The following is a 20,237-nucleotide window of genomic DNA, read 5'->3' as shown; positions in this document are numbered from 1 at the left end:
GTTCGTGCGCGGCCGGAACGCCGCGACGCCGCGTCCCCGGGCGGGGACGCGGCGTCGGTGTGGTCTCGGAGGCCGCCGGCTCAGGCGATCTTGCGCTGGGCGGGGACGGTCGACCGGTGCGGCTGGCCCAGGCGGGCCTCCAGTCGGGCCACGTCCACCCGGCTCTGGCGGCGGTCGGCCAGGTCCTCCCAGCCGACGGCGAGCAGCCGCAGCCGCTCCGACTCGCTGAAGCCGCCCCACACGCCGTACGGCTCGCGCACGGCGAGGGCGTGGGCGGCGCACTCGGCCCGGACCGGGCAGGCGCGGCAGACGGCCTTCGCGCCGGACTCCCGGCGCAGGCGGGACGAGCCACGTTCCCCGTCCGGGTGGAAGAACTGCGCGCTGTCCCGGCCCCGGCAGGCACCGAGCCGCTGCCAGTCCCAGAGGTCGACGATGGGTCCGGGCAGTCTGCGTACGTTCGACATCAGCACCCCTCCTCCCGCGCGGCACCGCGCAGATCCTGGTGAATCGGCGTCCGGGCGACGGTCCGCGCAGGCGCGCCGTTTCCGGCCTGGGACCTCCGTACCCGGGGCGTCGCCGGCTCACACACCTGTGATCGAAAACTTCCGGCAACTGGCGGCATATGCCCCACTTGTCGGAAAAGTTCGTTGGATTGCCCGAACCCCCTCGCGACCCGACCCGGTCATGGTCTGCTTCTCGACGGAGAGGAGACCACTGTGCGTACGGTTCTCGTGTGCGTTCGGACACCGCTCGCGGCGCAACATCTCGCGTCCGCGGCGGCACGGCTCGGGCTGTCCGCCGTGGTGCGGACGGCGGTCTCCGATCCCGAGGTGATGCTGCGGCTGGCCGAGCGCCCCGCCGACGTGGTGCTCGCGGACACGGCCCTCACCCGGCCGGACAGCGCGGGCTTCGTCCGGCGGGTGCTCGCCCGCGCGCCGCAGGCCTCCGTGCTGCTGCTCGGCACCGAGGAGTCGGAGGCCGCCGCGGCCACCATCAGCGCGGGCGCCCGGGGCCTCATCCAGGGCGTCGACCAGGACCTGACCAGCGCGGTGGCCAAGGCCCTGCTGCTGCTCTCGTCGCCCGGCCGGGCGACGCGGCGCCCGGTCACCGACCCGGCCCGGGACACCGCGGCGGTCGGCGGTTCCGCCCGTACCGGCCAGGCCGGCCGGCCGCCTGCCGAACCGGGTCCCACCTGGTCGGCGACGGCCCCCGACGGCCCGGGCGGCACGCCGACGGTGGTGCCGGCGCAGCGCGGCGACGACCCGGCCGAGCCCGCCGACGAGCCGGCGGAGACCACGCCCCCGGGGCGGCGGGGCGGGCCCGGCCCGCGCGGCGGCCGGTCCCAGGTCGGGCTCACCGAACGCGAACTCCAGGTGCTGCTGGGCATGGCGGAGGGCAAGAGCAACGCCGAGATCGGCCGGGAGCTGTTCGTCTCGGAGGACACCGTGAAGACCCACGCCCGGCGGCTGTTCCGCAAGCTCGGCGCGCGGGACCGCGCGCACGCCGTGGCGGCCGGCTTCCGCGCCGGCCTGGTGGCCTGAGCCGTACGGCCGGAGGGCCTCGGCGCGCGGGCTGGTGGCCTGAGCCGTCCGGCCGGCCAGAGGGCCCCGGCGCGCGGAGCCGGGCGGGCGGCCTGAGCCCACCCGGTGCGGCCCCGGCCCGCCTCAGCGTTCGGTGTCGGGCTCCTCGTCGGCGCCCTCGGTCAGGGTGTCGTGCACCCCGTCGGCGTAGCCGCGGGCGTAGTCCCAGGTGACGTAGTGGTCCGGGTCGGGGTCGTAGGCCGGCTCGTGCACCCGGGGACGCCCCGAGCTGAGCAGGTGGCGCAGGTTGCCCCGCAGCAGGTCCCAGTCGAAGTAGTGCGGCTCCCGGCAGTCCTCGCACTCGATGACCAGCCCGCGCACCCCGATCGGCGCCAGCAGCGCCTGGTAGATCTCCAGGTCGGCGAGATCCTCCAGCACGTCCTGTCGCTCGACGTCCGTCAGCGGGTCGAGCGGGGCGTCGTCGCCCGGATCGTGCAGGCCGGCGGCCGGATCAGCCGGGTCGCCGTTGAAGGGGTCGATGGGCTCGTCGTGCACCCCCTCACCGTAGACCCAACGCCAGGGCCGCGTCCGCCCCCGGCCGTCGGTGACCTGCGCCGCCACCGGCCGGAGTCGGCCCAGGTCGGTGGGTACGATGGGACGACGCGCCGTCACCCGGCGTGTGCCGGTGCCCGCCCGCGCCACCTCGCTGAAGCCCGTCCGAGCAGCTCAGGGGAGCAATCGTGGAATTTTCGCCCAGCACCGATCTTCCGGCCGGCGCCGACAACGGCGAGCTGGGCGGCCACCTGCCGGAGTTGCCCGCCGGTTCCGCCCGGGTGGTTCCGCTCGGGTTGACCTTCGACGACGTGCTGCTCCAGCCGGGCGAGTCGGACGTGGTGCCCAGCCGGGTCAACACCGTGACGAAGCTGACCCGCAACATCGACCTGTCGATCCCGCTGCTCTCCAGCGCGATGGACACGGTGACCGAGGCCCGGATGGCGATCGCCATGGCCCGCCAGGGCGGCATCGGCGTGCTGCACCGCAACCTCTCCCTGGAGGACCAGGCGCTCCAGGTCGACCTGGTGAAGCGCTCCGAGTCCGGCATGATCACCAACCCGGTGACCGCCAGCCCCGACGACACGCTGCGCGACGTCGACTCCCTCTGCGGGCGCTACCGCATCTCCGGCGTGCCCGTCGTGGACGGCGAGGGCCAGCTGGTCGGCATCGTCACCAACCGCGACATGCGGTTCGTCTCCGACCCGGCCACCCCGGTCCACCAGATCATGACCCGTACCCCGCTGGTCACCGCCCAGGTCGGGGTCAGCAAGGACGACGCCCTCGACCTGCTGCGCCGGCACAAGGTCGAGAAGCTGCCGATCGTCGACGACTCGGGCCGGCTGCGCGGGCTGATCACGGTCAAGGACTTCACCAAGAGCGAGCAGTACCCGAACGCCACCAAGGACGACGCCGGCCGGCTGCGGGTCGCCGCCGCCGTCGGGGTGGGCGACGACGCGTACAAGCGGGCCCGGGCGCTTGTCGACGCGGGCGTCGACGTGCTGATCGTGGACACCGCGCACGGCCACCAGCGGGCCGTGCTGGACATGGTCCGCCAGCTCAAGAAGGACGTGACGATCGACATCGTCGGCGGCAACGTCGCCACCTACGCCGGCGCCAGGGCGCTGGTCGAGGCGGGCGCCGACGGCGTGAAGGTCGGCGTCGGGCCGGGCGCGATCTGCACCACCCGGATCGTCGCGGGGGTGGGCGTACCGCAGATCACCGCGATCATGGAGGCCGCGCGCGCCGCGCGGCCGGCCGGCGTCCCGGTCATCGGCGACGGCGGCATCCAGTACTCGGGCGACATCGCCAAGGCGCTCGTCGCGGGCGCCGACACGGTGATGCTGGGCAGCCTGCTGGCCGGCTGCGAGGAGAGCCCCGGTGAGCTGATCTTCATCAACGGCAAGCAGTACAAGGCCTACCGGGGCATGGGCTCGCTCGGCGCGATGCAGTCCCGGGGCCAGGGCAAGTCCTACTCCAAGGACCGCTACTTCCAGCAGGACGTGCTCGCCGAGGACAAGCTGGTCCCCGAGGGCGTGGAGGGCCAGGTGCCCTACCGGGGCCCGCTGTCCGCGGTCGCCCACCAGCTCACCGGTGGGCTGCGCGCGGCGATGGGGTACGTAGGCGCGGAGAGCATCCCCGAGCTGCACCGCCGCGGTCAGCTCATCCGGATCACGGCGGCGGGGCTCAAGGAGAGCCACCCGCACGACATCCAGATGACGGTCGAGGCGCCCAACTACCACTCCCGCTGACCATCCCCCCTGCGACAACTGGAGTCCCCCATGCGTGACGTGGTCGAGATCGGGCTGGGCAAGACCGCGCAGCGCGGCTACCACCTGGACGACATCGCCATCGTGCCGAGCCGCCGGACCCGGGACGTCGACGACGTCTCCACCGCCTGGCAGCTCGACGCGTACCAGTTCGGCATCCCCTGCGTCGGGCACCCCTCGGACGCGACGATGAGCCCGGCCTCCGCCGTCCGGCTCGGCCAGCTGGGCGGCCTCGGCGTGCTCAACGTCGAGGGCCTGTGGACCCGCTACGAGAACCCGACCAAGGTCCTGGAGGAGCTGTCCGGGCTCGACGAGGAGGCCCGCACCACCAAGCGGCTCCAGGAGGTCTACGCGGAGCCGATCCGCCCCGACCTGATCGCCGAGCGGGTCCGCGAGCTGCGCGCCGGCGGCGGCACGGTGGCGGTGCGGGTCTCCCCGCAGCACACCCTGGCGCTGGCCCCGGTGATCCTCGACGCCGGCGTGGACATCCTGGTCATCCAGGGCACCATCGTCTCCGCCGAGCACGTCTCGACCACCGACGAGCCGCTCAACCTCAAGGAGTTCATCGCCGACCTGGACCTCCCGGTCGTCGTGGGCGGCTGCACCGACTACAAGACGGCGCTGCACCTGATGCGTACGGGCGCGGCCGGCGTCATCGTCGGCATCGGCGGCGACGAGTGGTCGACCACCGAGTCGGTGCTGGGCATCCGGGTGCCGATGGCGACCGCGATCGCCGACGCGGCGGCGGCCCGCCGGGACTACCTCGACGAGACCGGCGGCCGGTACGTGCACCTGATCGCCGACGGTGACATCCAGACCTCGGGCGACATCGCCAAGGCCCTCGGCTGCGGCGCCGACGCGGTGATGCTCGGCGAGCCGCTGTCGCTCTGCGCCGAGGCGCCGGCCGGCGGCGCCTGGTGGCACTCCGCCGCCAGCCACCCGTCGCTGCCCCGGGGCGCGTTCGAGACCGCCGGCGAGCCGCTCGGCTCGATGGAGCAGCTGCTCTTCGGCCCTGCCGACGAGCCGGACGGCCAGCTCAACCTCTTCGGCGGCCTGCGCCGCGCGATGGCCAAGTGCGGCTACCGCGACCTCAAGGAGTTCCAGAAGGTCGGCCTGGTCCTCGACCGCTGACCTGCGCAAGCAGCACCACCCGCACCGGCCGCGCCGATAGGCTCGGCCGGTGCGTCGTACCCGCCGTCGGATCCGCCCCGCGCTCGCCGTCGCCGTCGTCGCGGCCCTGGTGTTCGCGGCCTGCACCGACGGCGATGAGCCGGGCGGCTTCCGGCCGGGAGCGGCCGACCTCGCCGACCCGTACGTGCCGGGGGCCGGCAACGGCGGCTACGACGTCGCGGGCTACCGCCTCGCCGTGCGCTACGACCCGGCGACCGACCGGCTCGCCGGGCGGGCCGCGCTCACGGCCACCGCGACCGGCACGCTGTCCCGGTTCAATCTGGACCTCGCCGGGCTGGACGTGTCGCGGGTGGCCGTCGACGGCCGGCCGGCCGGATCCGCCCGCGACGGCGACGAGCTGGTCGTCACCCCGCGCGACGGCCTTCCCGAGGGCGCCCGGTTCACCGTCGAGGTGGACTACTCCGGCGTGCCGGCGGCGAAGGCCGACGGGCAACTCGGCAGCGGCGGCTTCCTGCACACCGCCGACGGCGCGATCGCCCTCGGCCAGCCCTGGTCGGCGGCCACCTGGTTCCCGGTCAACGACCACCCGTCTGACAAGGCCACGTACGACATCGAGGTGACCGTGCCGGACGGGCTGGCCGCGCTGAGCAACGGGGTGCCGGGGGAGCGGACCAGCGCCGCCGGCTGGACCACCTGGCGTTGGGCCGAGCGGTCGCCGATGGCCAGCTACCTGACGACCCTGGTGATCGGTGACTACCGGGTGCGCAGCGGCACGCACGCCGGCAAGCCGATGGTCACGGCGGTCCCGGCGAGCCTGCCGGCGACCGGGCCGGAGGCCGCCTCGCTGGCCCGCACCGGCGAGATCGCCGACTTTCTGGCCAGCCGGTTCGGGCCGTACCCGTTCGACTCCTACGGCGGGGTCGTGGTCACCGACGGCCGGATCGGCTACGCGCTGGAGACCCAGTCCCGACCGGTCTACGGGCCGGGCTTCTTCCGTGGCGGGCGGCCCAACCCGGGAGTGGTCGCGCACGAGCTGGCCCACCAGTGGTTCGGCAACAGCGTGGCGCTGAGCCGGTGGAGCGACATCTGGCTCAACGAGGGCTTCGCCACCTACGCGGAGTGGCTGTGGGAGGAGCACGACGGCGGTCGCACCGCGCAGCGCACCTTCGAGCTGGAGTACGCCGCGACCGACTGGTCCCGGCCGTCCGTCGACCCCGGGCGGTCCCGGTTGTTCGGTTCGGCCGTCTACAAGCGCGGCGCGCTGGCCGTGCACGCGCTGCGCCGCACGGTCGGCGACGACACGTTCTTCCGCATCCTGCGGACCTGGACCGCCGAGCGGCGCGACGGCAACGCCACCACGGACGACCTGGTCGCGCTGGCCGAGCGGGTCGCCGGGAAGCCCCTGCGTCCGCTCCTCGACGCCTGGCTCGTCGGCGGGAGCGCCCCCGCGCTGCCGTGAGCCGGGCGGGCAGGGCCCGGGCTTCCGGCGGCGCTCGGTAGGCTGCCCGCCGGACCCCGGCGCCGCACCGGCCGCTTCCGCGCCGCCGGCCCGGGCGAGCGGCACCCGCCGGGCGCGGGTCCGCCAGGGGGCCGCCGGTGGGGCAGCCGGCGGCGCAGGGAGGGACGAGGCGATGACGCTGTCGCGGCGGACGCTGTGCGCGGGCACCGGCCTGCTGCTGGCCGGGACGCTCGGGCTGGCCGGATGCGGGTCGGCCGACGAGCCGGCCCCGGCCCCGACCCCGGGCACCTCCACGCCCGGGGCGTCGCGCCAGTTCACGCCCGGGGCGGCCGGCGCGGGCGACGAGTACTTCCCGACCTACGGCAACGGCGGGTACGACGTCAGCCGCTACACCGTCAAGGTGCGCTACGACCCGGCGGAGGACCGGCTCACCGGGACCACCATCGTGCAGGCGGCGGCGACCGGCGACCTGTCCGCGTTCAACCTGGACCTGGCCGGGCTGACCGTGCGGTCGGTGACCGTGGACGGGGCCCCGGCGAAGCACGCCCGCAAGGGCGACGAGCTGGTCGTCACGCCGGCCCGGGGCCTGATCGCGGGCAACGGCTTCGTCGCCGAGATCGCGTACGAGGGGGAGCCGGAGCCGCTGCGCAACGAGGCCCTCGGCGTCGGGGGCTTCCTGCACACCGACGAGGGGGCGATCGCCCTCGGCCAGCCCGAGTCGGCGAGCACGTGGTTCCCGGTCAACGACCACCCCTCGGACAAGGCCACCTACGACTTCGAGATCACCGTGCCGAAGGGGCTGACGGCGGTCAGCAACGGTGTGCCGGCGGGGAGGAGCACCACCGGCGGCTGGACCACCTGGAAGTGGGCCGAGCGCAGCCCGATGGCGAGCTACCTGAGCACCGTCGTCATCGGGAGGTTCCGGATCACCGAGGGCGAGCACAAGGGGCGGCCGGTGTTCCACGCGGTCACCACCGACCTGCCGGAGGGCGCGGCGGACCGGTCGATCGCCGACACGGTCGAGGTGGCCGACCACCTGGAGAGCGTGTTCGGACCGTACCCGTTCGGGGCGTACGGCGGCGTGGTGGTCTCCGACGCCCGGATCCGGTACGCCCTGGAGACGCAGAGCCGCCCGGTCTACTCCGCGAGCTTCTTCTCCGGCGGCGAGAACACCGGCGTGGTCGCCCACGAGCTGGCGCACCAGTGGTTCGGCAACAGCGTGTCGCTGGCGAAGTGGCAGGACATCTGGCTCAACGAGGGCCTGGCGACGTACGCCGAGTGGCTGTGGGCCGAGCACGACGGCGGGCGCACCGCCCAGCAGGCGTTCGACGCTCGCTACGCCGGCTCGTCCGGCCAGGTGTGGCGGACGCCGCCGGGCGAGCCGGGGGCGGAGAACCTGTTCAGCGAGTCGGTCTACCAGCGCGGCGGGATGACCGTGCACGCGCTGCGGGTGGCCGTCGGCGACAAGGCGTTCTTCGAGATTCTGAAGACCTGGGCGGCGCAGAAGCGCGACGCCAACGCGACCACGGCCGAGTTCGTCGCGCTGGCCGAGCGGGTCTCGGGCGAGCAGCTCGACGACCTCTTCGAGGCGTGGCTGTACGGCACGCAGCGCCCCGCCCGCCCCGAGCGCCGGTGACGGCCCACCTCCGCCCGCACGAGCGCCGGTGACGGTGCTCAGCGCGTGATGCGCAGCTTCGGGTTGGCGGCGAGGTGGGCGTCGGCCCGGCCGGCGCGCAGCTCGGTGAGGAACTTCCGCCCGGTCGACGTGAGCTCCTCGCCCCGGTAGCCGCTGCCCTTGCCGACGCCCGCGCCGGGCAGGTCGACCAGCACGAACCTCTCCGGCGTGAGCCCGCCGAGGGCGTACGCGACGTCCACGACGCGCGGCCCGCCCGCGTAGACCAGGGTGTCGCCGAGCGCGTCGACCACCTGCTGGACGCGCTCCGGCTGCCGGGCCAGGTCCTCGCCGAGGATCTTCGTGGCCAGTGCCTTGATCAGCTGCTGCTGGTGGCGCTGCCGGGCGTAGCCGCCGCCGGTGACGTAGCGCTGCCGGGCGTAGTCCAGCGCCTGCCAGCCGGTGAGGTGCCGCTCGCCCTTCTCGTAGACCATCTGCGGCCCGACGTAGCCCCCGCCGCCCGGCGCGGGCTCCCGGTGCCGGCCGTCGGGGCGGCGGTGCAGCGAGACCACCCGCTGGTCGACGTAGAGGTCCACCCCGCCGAGGGTGTCCACCAGCCGGTCGAAGCCGTTGAAGGTGAGCACCGCGCCGGCGTCGAAGCGCAGCCCCGTGTAGCCGCTGACCGTGCTGCGCAGCAGCTCGTACCCCTGGGCGGTGCTCGGCTGCTTGGGCTTGCCGGGCACCCGGCTGCCGTAGCTCATCGCGTGGGTGAGCTTGGTCCTCCCGCCGCGGTAGCCGGCCTTCGGGAAGGCCGGGATGTCGACCAGCAGGTCGCGGGGGAGGGAGAAGAGGTACGCCCGGTCGAGGCCCTTCGGCACGTGCAGCACCAGCACGGCGTCGCCGTGCGGCTCCCAGCCCGGCACGCTGACCCGGGTGTCCACCCCGACGAGCAGGAGGTTGAGCGGGCCGGTGATGCCGGCACCGGGGGGCGCGGTCGGGCTGGGGGTGGGGCTGGCCTGCGGCGTCCCGGTGCCGCCCGTCGGCCCGATCGCGCGCCGCGGCCCGTCGTCGCGGACGAGCCGGGTGACCACCAGGGTGGCCACGGCCACCAGGACCACGGCCGCGAGGGCGGCGAGCCCCAGCACCCATCGAGGGCGTGGCGCCCCTGTCCGCTGAGTCATGCGACACCCCCGGTAATGACAACGCCCCGACGGGGGCACCGAGTTGCGGGCGGGCGCCTCCGGATCGCGGACGGGAGCATGATCCCGCGAAATCGGGCGCTGGCGCGATGGCTACCGAGCGGTAATGATGCGGTCATGCGGTACGACGTGCTCGTCATCGGGTCCGGCTTCGGCGGCAGCGTCACCGCGCTCCGGCTGGCCGAGAAGGGCTACTCGGTCGGGGTGCTGGAGGCCGGGCGCCGCTTCGCCGACGACGAGTTCCCGCAGACCTCCTGGCGGCTGCGGCGGTTCCTGTGGGCACCCCGCCTCGGCTGCTACGGCCTCCAGCGACTCACCCTGCTGCGCCCGGCCGACCGGAAGGCGGGCGGCGGCGTGCTGGTGCTCTCCGGCGCCGGGGTCGGCGGTGGCTCGCTCGTCTACGCCAACACCCTCTACGAGCCGTTGGACGCCTTCTACACCGACCCGCAGTGGCGGGACGTCACCGACTGGCGCGACGAGCTCGCCGGCCACTACGACCAGGCGAAGCGGATGCTCGGCGCCACCACGTACCCCCTCGTCACCCGCGCGGACCGGGCGATGCGGGCGGTGGCCGACCGGATGGGGGTCGGGCACACCCACCACGCCACCCCGGTCGGCGTGTTCATCGGCCGGCCCGGCCAGCGGGCCACCGACCCCTACTTCGGCGGCGCCGGGCCGGAGCGCACCGGCTGCACGCACTGCGGCGCGTGCATGACCGGCTGCCGGCGGGGCGCGAAGAACACGCTGGTGAAGAACTACCTGTGGCTGGCGGAGCGGCTGGGCGCGCGGGTGCACCCGCTGACCACGGTCACCGCCGTGCGGCCGGCCGACGGCGGCGGGTACGCGGTGCACACCGTGCGCACGGGAGCCTGGCTGCGCGCGCGGCGGCAGGTGATCCACGCCGACCAGGTGGTCTTCGCGGCCGGGGCGCTCGGCACCCAGCGGCTGCTGCACACGATGAAGGCGGAGGGTGCCCTGCCCGCGCTCTCGCCCCGCCTCGGCGAGCTGACCCGGACCAACTCGGAGGCGATCCTCGGCGCCTCAGTGCCCCGCCGGCGGGCCCGCTCCGAGGGGCTCGACTTCACCGAGGGGGTGGCGATCACCAGTTCGTTCCACCCCGACCCGCAGACCCACATCGAGCCGGTCCGCTACGGCCGGGGCTCGAACGCGATGGGCCTGCTCCAGTCGCTGCTGGTCGACGGCGGGCCGCGCCGGCTCCGCCGCTGGGTGGGGGTCCTGCTGCGCCAGCCCGGCACGGCGGCCCGGCTGCTGTCGGTGCGCGGCTGGTCGGAGCGGACGGTGATCGCCCTGGTCATGCAGTCGGTGGACAACTCGCTGACCACCCGGCTGCGACGCGGCCCGTTCGGCCGCCACCTGGTCTCCGGGCCGGGTCACGGCGCGCCCAACCCGACCTGGATCCCGGCCGGCAACCAGGCGGCCCGCCTGCTGGCCGAGGAGATCGGCGGTACGCCCGGCGGCGCCCTGACCGAGCCGTTCGACATTCCGATGACCGCACACATCCTCGGCGGAGCGGTGATCGGCGCCACCCCGACCGACGGTGTGATCGACCCGTGGCACCGGGTGTTCGGCCACCCGGGGCTGCACGTGGTGGACGGCGCGGCGGTCTCGGCGAACCTCGGGGTGAACCCGTCGTTGACCATCACCGCCCAGGCGGAACGCGCGATGTCCTTCTGGCCCAACAAGGGCGACGTGGACCCGAGGCCGCCGCTCGGTGCGCCGTACCGCCGGTTGGCGCCGGTGGCACCCCGCCTCCCGGCGGTCCCGGCCGACGCCCCCGGTGCCCTGCGGTGGTGACCAGGCCGGGCGCCCGGCGGAGGTGACCAGGGCCCGGTGCCCGGTCAACCGCGGCGCCGGGCACCCCGGCGGGGGAGCAGCCCGTCACCCGCCCGGCGTGAGGGCCCGGGCCCGCGTCGGTCCGCCCAGGCGACCAGCACCGCGTGCGGGAGGGTCAGCGCGGCCAGCACGGCGAACGTCGCGGGCAGCGGGTCCGCCCGGTGGCCGGGCCAGGTGACCAGGGCGAGCAGGGCGGCGAGCGCGACCGCCGTGGGAGCCGCCGCCTGCCGGGCGAAGCGACGCAGCGGCGGTCCGACCCGTCCGGCCGCCAGGTCGGCCGTGTTCCGCGGGTCGTGCCGCAGCAGCCGGGCGACGTGGCGGCAGGAGTGCCAGACCGCGAAGTACGCCCCGACGGCCAGGGCCGGCGGCACGGTGCCGAACAGTCCGACGAGCAGGACCGGTGGGACGGCGTCGCGGGCGCGTCCCGCTCGCACGTCCCGGATCGCGGTGGCCGCGACCGCGCACAGGACCGTGGCCAGTGCCAGCGCCCGCACCTCGTCGGTGAGCAGCGCCGGTGCCTGCGGGGCCACCGCCGCCAGCAACGGGTCGACCTGCTCCCGCCACAGCGCCAACGGGACGACCACCGGCGGTCCCCCGTACGCGAGCACGGCCGTCACCCCCGGCCGGGCCGGCCGGCGGTCCCGCTCGGCGTGGAACGCCACGTCGGCGGTGCCGAAGTGCACGACCGACACGATGAGGAACCCGACCAGCGCCAGGTCCGGCGCGGCCCGGAAGACCGTCAGCCCGGCGCCGGCCACGGCGGCGTAGGCCGCCAGCAGCGCCACCCGCGCCGACAGCGGCCGGGCGCGCGCCGACAGCCGGGCGGGCACGAGATGGTCGACCGCGCCGTGCGGGAGCCCGAGGAGCAGTCCCGCGACCAGGAAGGCCGGCGAGCCGCCCGGCCCGGCGGCGTCGATCAGCGGGGACCACGCCAGCAGCCCGCCGAGGGCGAGCTGCGTCGCCGTGCCGACGCGCCGCAGCAGCCGGTCCCGCCGCCCCGGGCCCTCCGCCGCGCCCGCCGGCGGTCGTCGGGTCCGGGCGGACGCCCGGTCGTCCGACACCGGCACCCGGGGGCCGGACCCGGACACCGGGTCAGACGACGGTGAGCTGATCACGGGCGGACAGGGCGCGCAGCCGGCCGAGATCGAGGATGCTCCAGCCCACCTTCGTCAGGATGGACAGCAGGACGAAGAGCAGGCTGGTGGTGGCGGAACTGACGAGGCCGACACCGGCTGGGCCGATCATCCAGAACACGGGGTAGCCCACCCAGAGCACGCTGAGCAGCAGGGCCGCCTCCGTGTACACCGCCGCGATCCCTTCCGGCTGACGGTGCGCGTGGGCGCGTAGCGGTCCCCAGATCAGGCCGTAGAGCCCGAGGAGGGCCAGGACCCCGATCGTGAAGAGGGTGTAGCGGATCGTGTCGTTCGCCGCGAGTTCGGCGGCCAGCCCGCAGAGAAAGACCACCAGGTTCGCCCCGACGAGGGCGCCCGTCAGTCCCCAACAGCGTCCGGGCAGCGAGTGCGTCGCGGTCAGCATCAGCGCCACCAGCAACAGGGGCGAGGAGACCGCCCAGTCGACGTACCGCGCCCAGTAGAGCGTGTGGCCGGCCACCTCCGCAGTGCCGGCGCCCAGTGCCAGGATCAGGTACCAGAAGCCGGACCAGAGCGGGATGGCGATCGCCACCCGGTACTCGCTGCGGGGAACGCCCCGCGGATCCGCGCTCCACCGGCTGAACAGCACGACCCCGCCCGCCATGGCGGCGACGTACATCCACAGCCACCACTCGGTCATGCCCACCCCCCGGCCGACTCCCGACGCCCCGCGCCCGCCGGCTGCCGCTGTTGACGACCCGGGCGTACGGCCGGGCACCGTCCGAACCCGTCGGAGTCCCGTGCGTGAGCCGGTGGCGGGCGGTACGGACACCGTATACAGGTCAAAAAGCGCATACAGGACTAATGGCTCCCATCGGGAGGGCGGTGGCGCGCCGGACCGTCCGTACGGTGGCCGACGTCACCTCCGCCGCGACGGCGGCGTGGGGGCGGACCGGCGGGGGGCCCGGCGGCGCCGTCGGTAGGATTTGCTCCCATGAGCACGCCTCGCCCCGTCCTCGTGGTGGACTTCGGAGCCCAGTACGCCCAGCTCATCGCGCGTCGGGTGCGTGAGGCCAACGTCTATTCCGAGATCGTGCCGCACTCGATGCCGGTCGCCGAGATGCTGGCGAAGGACCCGGCCGCGATCATCCTCTCCGGCGGCCCGTCGAGCGTCTACGCGCCGGGCGCCCCGCAGATCGACGCCGGCATGTTCTCGTCCGGGGTGCCGGTCTTCGGCATCTGCTACGGCTTCCAGGCGATGGCCCAGGCGCTCGGTGGCACCGTGGCCCGCACCGGCAACCGTGAGTACGGCGGCACCCCGCTGCGCGCCCGCCCGGAGGCCGGGGTGCTGCTGCGGGAACTGCCGGACGACCTGCCGGTCTGGATGAGCCACGGCGACTGCGTGACCGAGGCCCCGGAGGGCTTCACGGTGACCGCCGAGTCGGCGGGGGCGCCGGTCGCCGCGTTCGAGGACGTGGCCGGCCGCCGGGCCGGCGTGCAGTTCCACCCGGAGGTCGGGCACACCGCGCACGGCCAGGAGATGCTGCGCCGCTTCCTGCACGACATCGCCGGCATCGAGCCGACCTGGACGCCCGAGAACATCATCGACGAGCAGGTCGCCCGGATCCGCGAGCAGGTCGGCGACAAGGAGGTCATCTGCGGCCTGAGCGGCGGGGTCGACTCGGCCGTCGCCGCCGCGCTGGTGCACGAGGCCGTCGGTGACCAGCTCACCTGCGTCTTCGTCGACCACGGCCTGCTGCGGGCCGGCGAGGCCGAGCAGGTGGAGAAGGACTACGTCGCCGCCACCGGCATCAAGCTCAAGGTGGTCGACGCGCAGGAGCGGTTCCTCGACGCCCTGGCCGGGGTGACCGACCCGGAGCAGAAGCGCAAGATCATCGGTCGGGAGTTCATCCGGGTCTTCGAGGCCGCGGCGCGGGAGGTCGCCGCCCACGGCGACGTCGAGTTCCTCGTCCAGGGCACCCTCTACCCGGACGTGGTGGAGTCCGGCGGCGGCACCGGCACCGCCAACATCAAGAGCCACCACAACGTCGGCGGCCTGCCGGAGGACCTGAAGTTCGCGCTGGTGGAGCCGCTGCGCACGCTGTTCAAGGACGAGGTCCGGGCGCTCGGCCTCCAGCTCGGCCTGCCCGAGGCGATGGTCTGGCGGCACCCGTTCCCGGGCCCCGGACTGGCCATCCGGATCATCGGCGCGGTCGACCGGGAGCGGCTCGACCTGCTCCGGCGGGCCGACCTGATCGCCCGCGAGGAGCTCACCGCCGCCGGCCTGGACCGGGGCGTCTGGCAGTTCCCGGTGGTGCTCCTGGCCGACGTGCGCAGCGTCGGGGTGCAGGGCGACGGCCGCAGCTACGGGCACCCCGTGGTGCTGCGGCCGGTCTCCAGCGAGGACGCGATGACCGCGGACTGGTCCCGGCTGCCCTACGAGGTGGTCGCCCGGATCTCCACCCGGATCACCAACGAGGTCGCCGAGGTCAACCGCGTGGTGCTGGACGTGACGAGCAAGCCGCCGGGCACGATCGAGTGGGAGTGATCCCGCCTCACGCCGCCGGCGGGTAGGTCGGCGGCGTGGGCTGCGCCACGGTCGGCTGCGCCACCGTGGGCGGCGCGGCCTGCGCCGGGTGCGGCCAGGCGGGGGCGTCGGCCGGCTCCTCGGGCATCAGGAACCACATGATCGGGTACGCGAGCAGCGCGAGCCCGCCGGTGAGCAGGCCGGCGACGGCGAAGACCACCCGGACCAGGGTGGGGTCGACGGCGAAGTACCGGCCGAGGCCGCTGGCGACACCGGCGATCATCCGGTCCGTGACGGGCCGACGGAGCTGCTTGTACGGGGGCTGGGGAGGGGCGGTGTAGGTCATGTCTCCACGGTCCGCGCCGGTCGTCGGACCGGCCTCGGTGACCGCCCGGATCCCTACCCTGACCCGTCCCTGAGGCGCGAGCATTCAGTCAGGAATCTGACTCTTTTCGATGGAGGTAACCCGGGCCGGGGAGAATTTGGCCCCGTGACCACCATGCTGGAGCCGCTCCGCAGGATCGCGGCATACGCAGTTTGTGCTGACTCAGTCGGCCGGGTGTTGCTGGTCCGCGCATCGGAGCGCTCCGGCACCCCCGGCACGTGGTCGCTGCCCGGTGGGGCGGTCGACCACGGTGAGGACCCGCACCACACCGTCGTCCGGGAGACCGCCGCCGAGACCGGCCTCTCCGTCACCGTCGCGGGCCTGCACGACGTGCTCGCCGACATGCGGGCGCTGCCGGAGCGGGGCATCACCATCCACACCGACCGCCTGATCTACCAGGTGTCGGTGCGCGGCGGGACGCTCGCCGACCGGGTCGACCGGCCGACCGACCTGGCCCGCTGGTTCACCCCGGAGGAGGCCAGCGAGCTGCCGCTGCGGTCGTTCACCGCGCGGGCCCTGGGCCTGCCCGCCTCGTCCGCCGACATCGTTCCCGACGAGGCGCCGGAGTTCCCCTCGTTCTATGCCGTCCCCGGCCCCGACGGGCTGCACCGGGCCCAGCGCTTCGCCGCGTACGCCGTGGTGACCGACCCGGACGACCGGGTGCTGCTCACCCGGGTCTCCGACGGCTACCCGGGCGCGGGCTGCTGGCACCTGCCCGGCGGCGGCACCGACTACGGTGAGCAGCCCGGCGCCGCCCTGATCCGGGAGCTGGTCGAGGAGACCGGGCAGACCGGCCGGCTCGTCGAGCTGCTCGGCGTGGCCAGCCACCGGGACGCGGCCTCCCTCGGCCCGGAGGGCTATCCGATCGACTGGCACGGCGTCCGCGCCTTCTACCGGGTCGTGGTCGACAAGCCGGCCCCGCCCACCGTCGCCGACGTCGGCGGTTCCACCTGCGAGGCCCGCTGGTTCGGCCGCGAAGAGCTGGGTGCCCTTCCCACCGACCGCCTGACGGAGGTGACGGCGGAAGCCGTCCAGGCCGCCCGCCTGGCCTGACCGCCCCGTCCCCGAGGAACTCCCTCCCTGTTCGTCGATCATGAGGTCGACCGGGCGACACGCCGGACCCGCTGCGACTAACCTCATGATCGACGGAACGGGTCGGCGCGGGCGGGGGAGTGCGGGCGGGTGGAACAACGGCGGCGGGTCGGCGCGTACGGGGTCTCGGGGCCCGGACGGGCGGGTGTTGCTGGTCCGCGGCTCGGGTTCGTGTCCGGTCCCGGGCGTCTGGCAGATTCCCGGGGGCGGCGTCGAGCACGCCGAGCATCCGGCGCACGCGGTGGTCCGCGAGTTCGCCGAGGAGACCGGCCTCACGGTCGAGGTGACCGGGCTGCGGGCGGTGTTCGCCGACGTGACGACCTTCCGTGACGCCAGCGTCGCGGTGCACACCGACCGCGTGGTCTTCGACGTCGTCGTGCGGGGCGGCGAACCCCGGCCGGAGCCGGCCGGCGGCAGCGACGAGCTGGGGTGGTTCACGACCGCCGAGGCGGCGGCGGTGCCGCTGATGCCGTTCACCGCCGAGCTGCTCGGCCTGCCCGTGTCGCCCCTGCCGCCGGATCTGCCCCGCTCTCCGACGGAGGGGCCGGTCGCCCCGCTCCCGCCCGACCGGAGGCAGCGCTTCGGGGCGTACGGCCTGGTCACCGACCCCGCCGGCCGGGTGCTGCTCACCATGATCGCCGACGGTTACCCGGGCGCCGGCCGGTGGCACCTGCCGGGCGGCGGGACCGACCACGGCGAGCAGCCGGTCGCCGCGCTGCTGCGTGAACTGGTCGAGGAGTCCGGCCAGCTCGGTCGGGTGGTCGAGCTGATCGGCGTCGACAACCTGCACAACCCGGCCGCGCTGGGCCCGGAGGGGCGCCCGCTCGACTGGCACGGCATCCGGGTGGTCTACCGGGTGGCGGTGGACACGCCCACCGAGCCGCGGGTGACCGAGCTCGCCGGCGGCTCCACGGCCCGCGCGGGCTGGTTCACGCCGGAGCAGCTCGCCGGGCTGCCGCTGAGCGGGATCGCCGCACTGGCGCTGGCCAAGGCCCCCGCCGACGACCGTCCGTAACCGGACATCGGTGTCGCCGGCACTCGCTCGCCGAGCCGGTGGAGACGGGGTCCGGTACATTCGAGGTGGGGTTGGTGGAGGAAACGGGCGATGGAGCCCGAGATGGGAATAAGAGAGCGGTTCGCGCGGTTAGACCAGATATAAGTACCGCCGGCAGCTATCGCCAACCCCCGTTCCCCTATGCGATGGTGTACTCCGCAAAACGGCTGCCGGGCCAGAGAGGTCCGGCACGAGACAGCCGGACACCCGCCCTCGCGGCGGTAAACCGATCCGGTGATGGAGGAAACGTGCCGAGAGCCCCATGGCGCCGGCGTCGTACGACTGACAGTCCGCGTCCCGCAGGGCGTCGCTGGGCGGGCCCGTTGCGCCGCAGCAGCACGCTCGCCCGGCAGGTGCTGCTGGTCCGGGTGGGGCGCCGCGACGGTGACCTGCACGCGACCAACGACCTCTCGATGCCCGAGCACCGCTACGCCGACCGGCCGCGCCGCCGCTACGGACTCACCAGGGTCGAGCGCGCCGACGTCGCCTCGATCGTCCCGGTCAGCCCCGCGCTCGGCCCCACGACCCCGGTGGACGACGATCCGGCGATGTCGATCCCGTTGCTTCCGGGCGAGCGGACGGTCGCCCGCCGGATGAAGTTCGCGGTGGTCAACGCCTGCACACTGAGCAGCCTGATGCTCGGCATGCTGGCCATCTTCCTGGCCATGCAGGGCGAGGTGCGCGTCGCCGCGCTCTGCCTGATCGCCTGCGTCGTCTTCGACGGCCTCGACGGCGCGCTCGCCCGCAAGTTCGGCGTGGCCAGCCCGTTCGGCGCGCAGATGGACTCGCTGGCCGACATGTGCTCGTTCGGCCTGGCCGCCCCCGTGGTGGTCTACGCCTCGCTGGCCGGTTCGGTCTCCACACCGGCCGCAGCGGTGGCCTGCGCCCTCGTCGCGGCGTGCGCGGCGATCCGGCTCGCCCGGTTCAACGTCTCGCCGAAGGACGGCAGGTTCTTCTGCGGCGTGCCCACCACCATGGCCGCCGCCGTGCTCGCCCTCACCGTCGCCATCGGGCTGCCCGTGCCGGGCATCGTCCAGGTCGCCGGCGTGGCGCTGCTCGCCTTCGCCATGGTCTCCAGCTTCCCCTACGCGAAGCTCGCGCGGCTGGTGAAGCTGCCGCCGTGGCTGTGGCTGGCCCCGGTGATCGGCGCGCTGATCGACATCCGGCTCACCTTCGCACTGATCGTGGTCGGTTACCTGGTCAGCGGCCCGGTGCTCTGGCTGCGTCAGCGCCGCACCGCCTGAGGCACGTACGCGAGAAGGGGCGCCGCGATCCCGCGGCGCCCCTTCTTCGTGTCGTCCGGCCGGGCCCTCAGCGCCAGCGGGCGATGACGGTCGCGCCCCCGACGACCTTGTCCCCGGGGCCGACCAGCGGCTCCGCCGCGTCCGCCGGCAGGTAGACGTCGGTGCGCGAGCCGAACCGGATCAGGCCGAAGCGCTCGCCCCGGGCCAGCAGCGCGCCGATCGGCGCCCGCTGCACGATCCGCCGGGCGATCAGGCCCGTGCGCTGCGCCACGACCACCGTGCCGCGCGCGGTGTCCAGCACCGTGTACGCGGCCACGTTGTGCTCCGCCGCCGGCTTCATCGCGTTCGCGAAGCCACCGTCGGCGACGAAGTAGTCGACCACCTTGCCGGCCACCGGGGCACGGTTGACGTGCACATCCAGCACCGACAGGAAGACGGCGATCCGCAGCCACTCGCCCTCGCCGAAGCGCTCGTCGTGCAGCCGCTGCACGGACAGCACCCGACCGTCGGCCGAGGCGACCACCGCCGACGGGTCCTCCGGCACGTCGCGCTCCGGGTCCCGGAAGAAGGCGGCCACCGGGGCGGCGGCCAGGGCCGGCAGCAGCCAGAGCTTCGACTTCGGCCGGGTCGCCCGGGCCACCGCGGCGAGGCCCAGCGCGATGCCGGCCGCGGCCACGCCGTTGGAGTCGATGTGCATCCCCCGGGTCAGCGGGACGCTGGATGGGCGGTACGCCGGGGCCAGCCGGGCCGCCGACGCGGCGTCGGCCGGGGTGTAGCGGAGCCGGTACACCCGCAGCGGCGGCGTGTTGCGCAGCACCAGGTCGACCCCGACGCCGTACAGCGCGCCCTGCCGGTCCAGTTCGGCGGCGGCGCCCGCGGTACGCCCCGGCGTGGCGGTCGTGGCCACACTCAGCACCGCGCCGTCGGCGAGGTACTTCGTCAGGCCCTCGACGGCGGCGCGGGTCTCGTCGACCGTGCCGGTCAGCGGCTCCCCGGCGACGACCACCGCGGCCGGCTCGGCCTCGGCGAGGGTGTCGACCACGCGGACCCGGTCGGCCACCCAGCGGCCCTGGGCGGTGACGTGCTCCCGGAGGGCCGCCGGGGAGGTCGACCCGGCGGGCACCAGGGTGAGGGTGTCGCCGGGCAGCAGGGCGTCGATCGCCGCGGCCAGCACCGCGGACTCCGGCGTCGCGCCGACCAGCAGCGCGGCCTTCGGGTCGTTGATCCGGGCGAGCTCGGAGACGAGGGTACGGGCGGCTCGCTCGCCGATGCGGACCGGACCGGACCGGCCGAAGGTGCGCACGGCGGGGGACTGCGTCATGTCGGACGGACTCCTGACGGGTAGAGACGGGAATCGCGGCGGGACCGCCACGGCGGCGCGGTCCGGCCGGCGCGGCGGCCAGGTCGGTGCGGGCCGGCCGGCGGAGGCGAGTTCTCCACGGCCAGCATAGGCCGCCGCCGACGACGACCGCACCGCTGTGGTCAGCCGCGCCCGCGCTCCTCACCGGCCGCCGGCCCGTCGGTCCGCCGGGGCAGGGCGTCCTCGTCGGCGGCGCGGTCCTCGACCGCCTCGGTCCGGACGTCGGTGACGGCCTCCGTCGGCCACTCGTCGGCCTCGCCCCCGGCCCGGGATCCGGTCGTCGCCGGTCCGTCCAACGTCGGTTCGCTCGGCGTCGGTTCGCTCGGCGTCGGTCCGCCCAACGTCGGTCCGCTCAGCGTCGGTTCGCTCGGCGTCGGTCCGCCGGTCG

General features: G+C 74.7%; 16 protein-coding genes and 1 pseudogene. 10 read left to right on the top strand and 7 right to left on the bottom strand.

All coding sequences use genetic code 11. The features are described 5' to 3' along the window. Positions 1-80 precede the first annotated feature (80 nt). A complete protein-coding gene (locus tag DER29_RS23500; RefSeq protein ID WP_089003203.1) occupies positions 81-464 on the bottom strand; it encodes a WhiB family transcriptional regulator in 384 nt (127 codons plus the stop codon). A 252-nt stretch (positions 465-716) separates the two neighbouring features. Between DER29_RS23500 and DER29_RS23495 the strand changes: the two genes are divergently transcribed. Further along, positions 717-1,541: a helix-turn-helix transcriptional regulator gene (locus DER29_RS23495; protein ID WP_121399822.1), complete on the top strand. Its 825-nt coding sequence runs from the start codon at positions 717-719 to the stop codon at positions 1,539-1,541. A 123-nt stretch (positions 1,542-1,664) separates the two neighbouring features. Here the strand turns inward: DER29_RS23495 and DER29_RS23490 are convergent, their stop codons facing one another. Then, complete coding sequence (locus DER29_RS23490; RefSeq protein WP_121400151.1) at positions 1,665-2,075, bottom strand: DUF5319 domain-containing protein; 411 nt, start codon at positions 2,073-2,075, stop codon at positions 1,665-1,667. Positions 2,076-2,260: 185 nt separating this feature from the next. On the opposite strand from DER29_RS23490, the gene guaB reads away from it, so the two are divergent. The 4 genes from guaB (at position 2,261) to DER29_RS23470 (ending at position 8,067) form a co-directional block, all read left to right on the top strand. After that, positions 2,261-3,823, top strand: coding sequence for an IMP dehydrogenase (gene guaB / locus DER29_RS23485; RefSeq protein WP_121399821.1), 1,563 nt, complete (start codon positions 2,261-2,263; stop codon positions 3,821-3,823). A 30-nt stretch (positions 3,824-3,853) separates the two neighbouring features. Continuing rightward, the gene (locus tag DER29_RS23480; RefSeq protein ID WP_121399820.1) at positions 3,854-4,972 is read left to right on the top strand and encodes a GuaB3 family IMP dehydrogenase-related protein; all 1,119 of its coding nucleotides are present in this window, start codon (positions 3,854-3,856) and stop codon (positions 4,970-4,972) included. A 49-nt stretch (positions 4,973-5,021) separates the two neighbouring features. Further along, positions 5,022-6,431 (top strand): M1 family metallopeptidase, encoded by a 1,410-nt coding sequence (locus tag DER29_RS23475; protein ID WP_121399819.1) that lies wholly within the window; start codon positions 5,022-5,024, stop codon positions 6,429-6,431. 172 nt (positions 6,432-6,603) lie between these two features. Then, positions 6,604-8,067: a M1 family metallopeptidase gene (locus tag DER29_RS23470; RefSeq protein WP_121399818.1), complete on the top strand. Its 1,464-nt coding sequence runs from the start codon at positions 6,604-6,606 to the stop codon at positions 8,065-8,067. 38 nt (positions 8,068-8,105) lie between these two features. Here the strand turns inward: DER29_RS23470 and DER29_RS23465 are convergent, their stop codons facing one another. After that, the gene (locus tag DER29_RS23465) at positions 8,106-9,224 is read right to left on the bottom strand and encodes an LCP family protein (RefSeq protein WP_121399817.1); all 1,119 of its coding nucleotides are present in this window, start codon (positions 9,222-9,224) and stop codon (positions 8,106-8,108) included. Between the two features lie 135 nt (positions 9,225-9,359). On the opposite strand from DER29_RS23465, the gene DER29_RS23460 reads away from it, so the two are divergent. Further along, the gene (locus tag DER29_RS23460; protein ID WP_121399816.1) at positions 9,360-11,057 is read left to right on the top strand and encodes an FAD-dependent oxidoreductase; all 1,698 of its coding nucleotides are present in this window, start codon (positions 9,360-9,362) and stop codon (positions 11,055-11,057) included. Positions 11,058-11,101: 44 nt separating this feature from the next. On the opposite strand, the gene DER29_RS23455 is transcribed toward DER29_RS23460, so the two are convergent. Together DER29_RS23455 and DER29_RS23450 are read right to left on the bottom strand one after the other, a co-directional pair. Continuing rightward, positions 11,102-12,184: a Brp/Blh family beta-carotene 15,15'-dioxygenase gene (locus DER29_RS23455; protein ID WP_158619076.1), complete on the bottom strand. Its 1,083-nt coding sequence runs from the start codon at positions 12,182-12,184 to the stop codon at positions 11,102-11,104. A 4-nt stretch (positions 12,185-12,188) separates the two neighbouring features. After that, entirely contained in the window at positions 12,189-12,887 is a 699-nt protein-coding gene (locus DER29_RS23450; protein WP_148710102.1) for a bacteriorhodopsin, read from the bottom strand. 294 nt (positions 12,888-13,181) lie between these two features. On the opposite strand from DER29_RS23450, the gene guaA reads away from it, so the two are divergent. Continuing rightward, a complete protein-coding gene (guaA, locus tag DER29_RS23445; RefSeq protein WP_121399813.1) occupies positions 13,182-14,735 on the top strand; it encodes a glutamine-hydrolyzing GMP synthase in 1,554 nt (517 codons plus the stop codon). A gap of 7 nt (positions 14,736-14,742) precedes the next feature. Here the strand turns inward: guaA and DER29_RS23440 are convergent, their stop codons facing one another. Then, positions 14,743-15,060 carry a PspC domain-containing protein gene (locus DER29_RS23440; RefSeq protein ID WP_121399812.1) on the bottom strand — a complete coding sequence of 106 codons (318 nt, stop codon included), beginning with the start codon at positions 15,058-15,060 and terminating at the stop codon, positions 14,743-14,745. A gap of 144 nt (positions 15,061-15,204) precedes the next feature. Here DER29_RS23440 and DER29_RS23435 point away from each other — a divergent pair, with 144 nt between their 5' ends. From DER29_RS23435 to DER29_RS23425, 3 genes and pseudogenes are all read left to right on the top strand, one after another. Continuing rightward, on the top strand, positions 15,205-16,152 hold the full coding sequence (locus DER29_RS23435) for an NUDIX hydrolase (RefSeq protein ID WP_121399811.1): 948 nt from the start codon (positions 15,205-15,207) through the stop codon (positions 16,150-16,152). A gap of 129 nt (positions 16,153-16,281) precedes the next feature. After that, positions 16,282-17,206, top strand: a pseudogene (locus DER29_RS23430) (NUDIX hydrolase). Between the two features lie 362 nt (positions 17,207-17,568). After that, positions 17,569-18,489, top strand: coding sequence for a phosphatidylcholine/phosphatidylserine synthase (locus DER29_RS23425; RefSeq protein ID WP_121399810.1), 921 nt, complete (start codon positions 17,569-17,571; stop codon positions 18,487-18,489). A 67-nt stretch (positions 18,490-18,556) separates the two neighbouring features. On the opposite strand, the gene DER29_RS23420 is transcribed toward DER29_RS23425, so the two are convergent. Next, positions 18,557-19,810 (bottom strand): phosphatidylserine decarboxylase, encoded by a 1,254-nt coding sequence (locus DER29_RS23420; RefSeq protein WP_121399809.1) that lies wholly within the window; start codon positions 19,808-19,810, stop codon positions 18,557-18,559. Positions 19,811-20,237 lie beyond the last annotated feature (427 nt).

Source organism: Micromonospora sp. M71_S20, assembly GCF_003664255.1.
Lineage (GTDB): Bacteria > Actinomycetota > Actinomycetes > Mycobacteriales > Micromonosporaceae > Micromonospora.
This window is presented reverse-complemented; position numbering and strand designations above follow the sequence as displayed.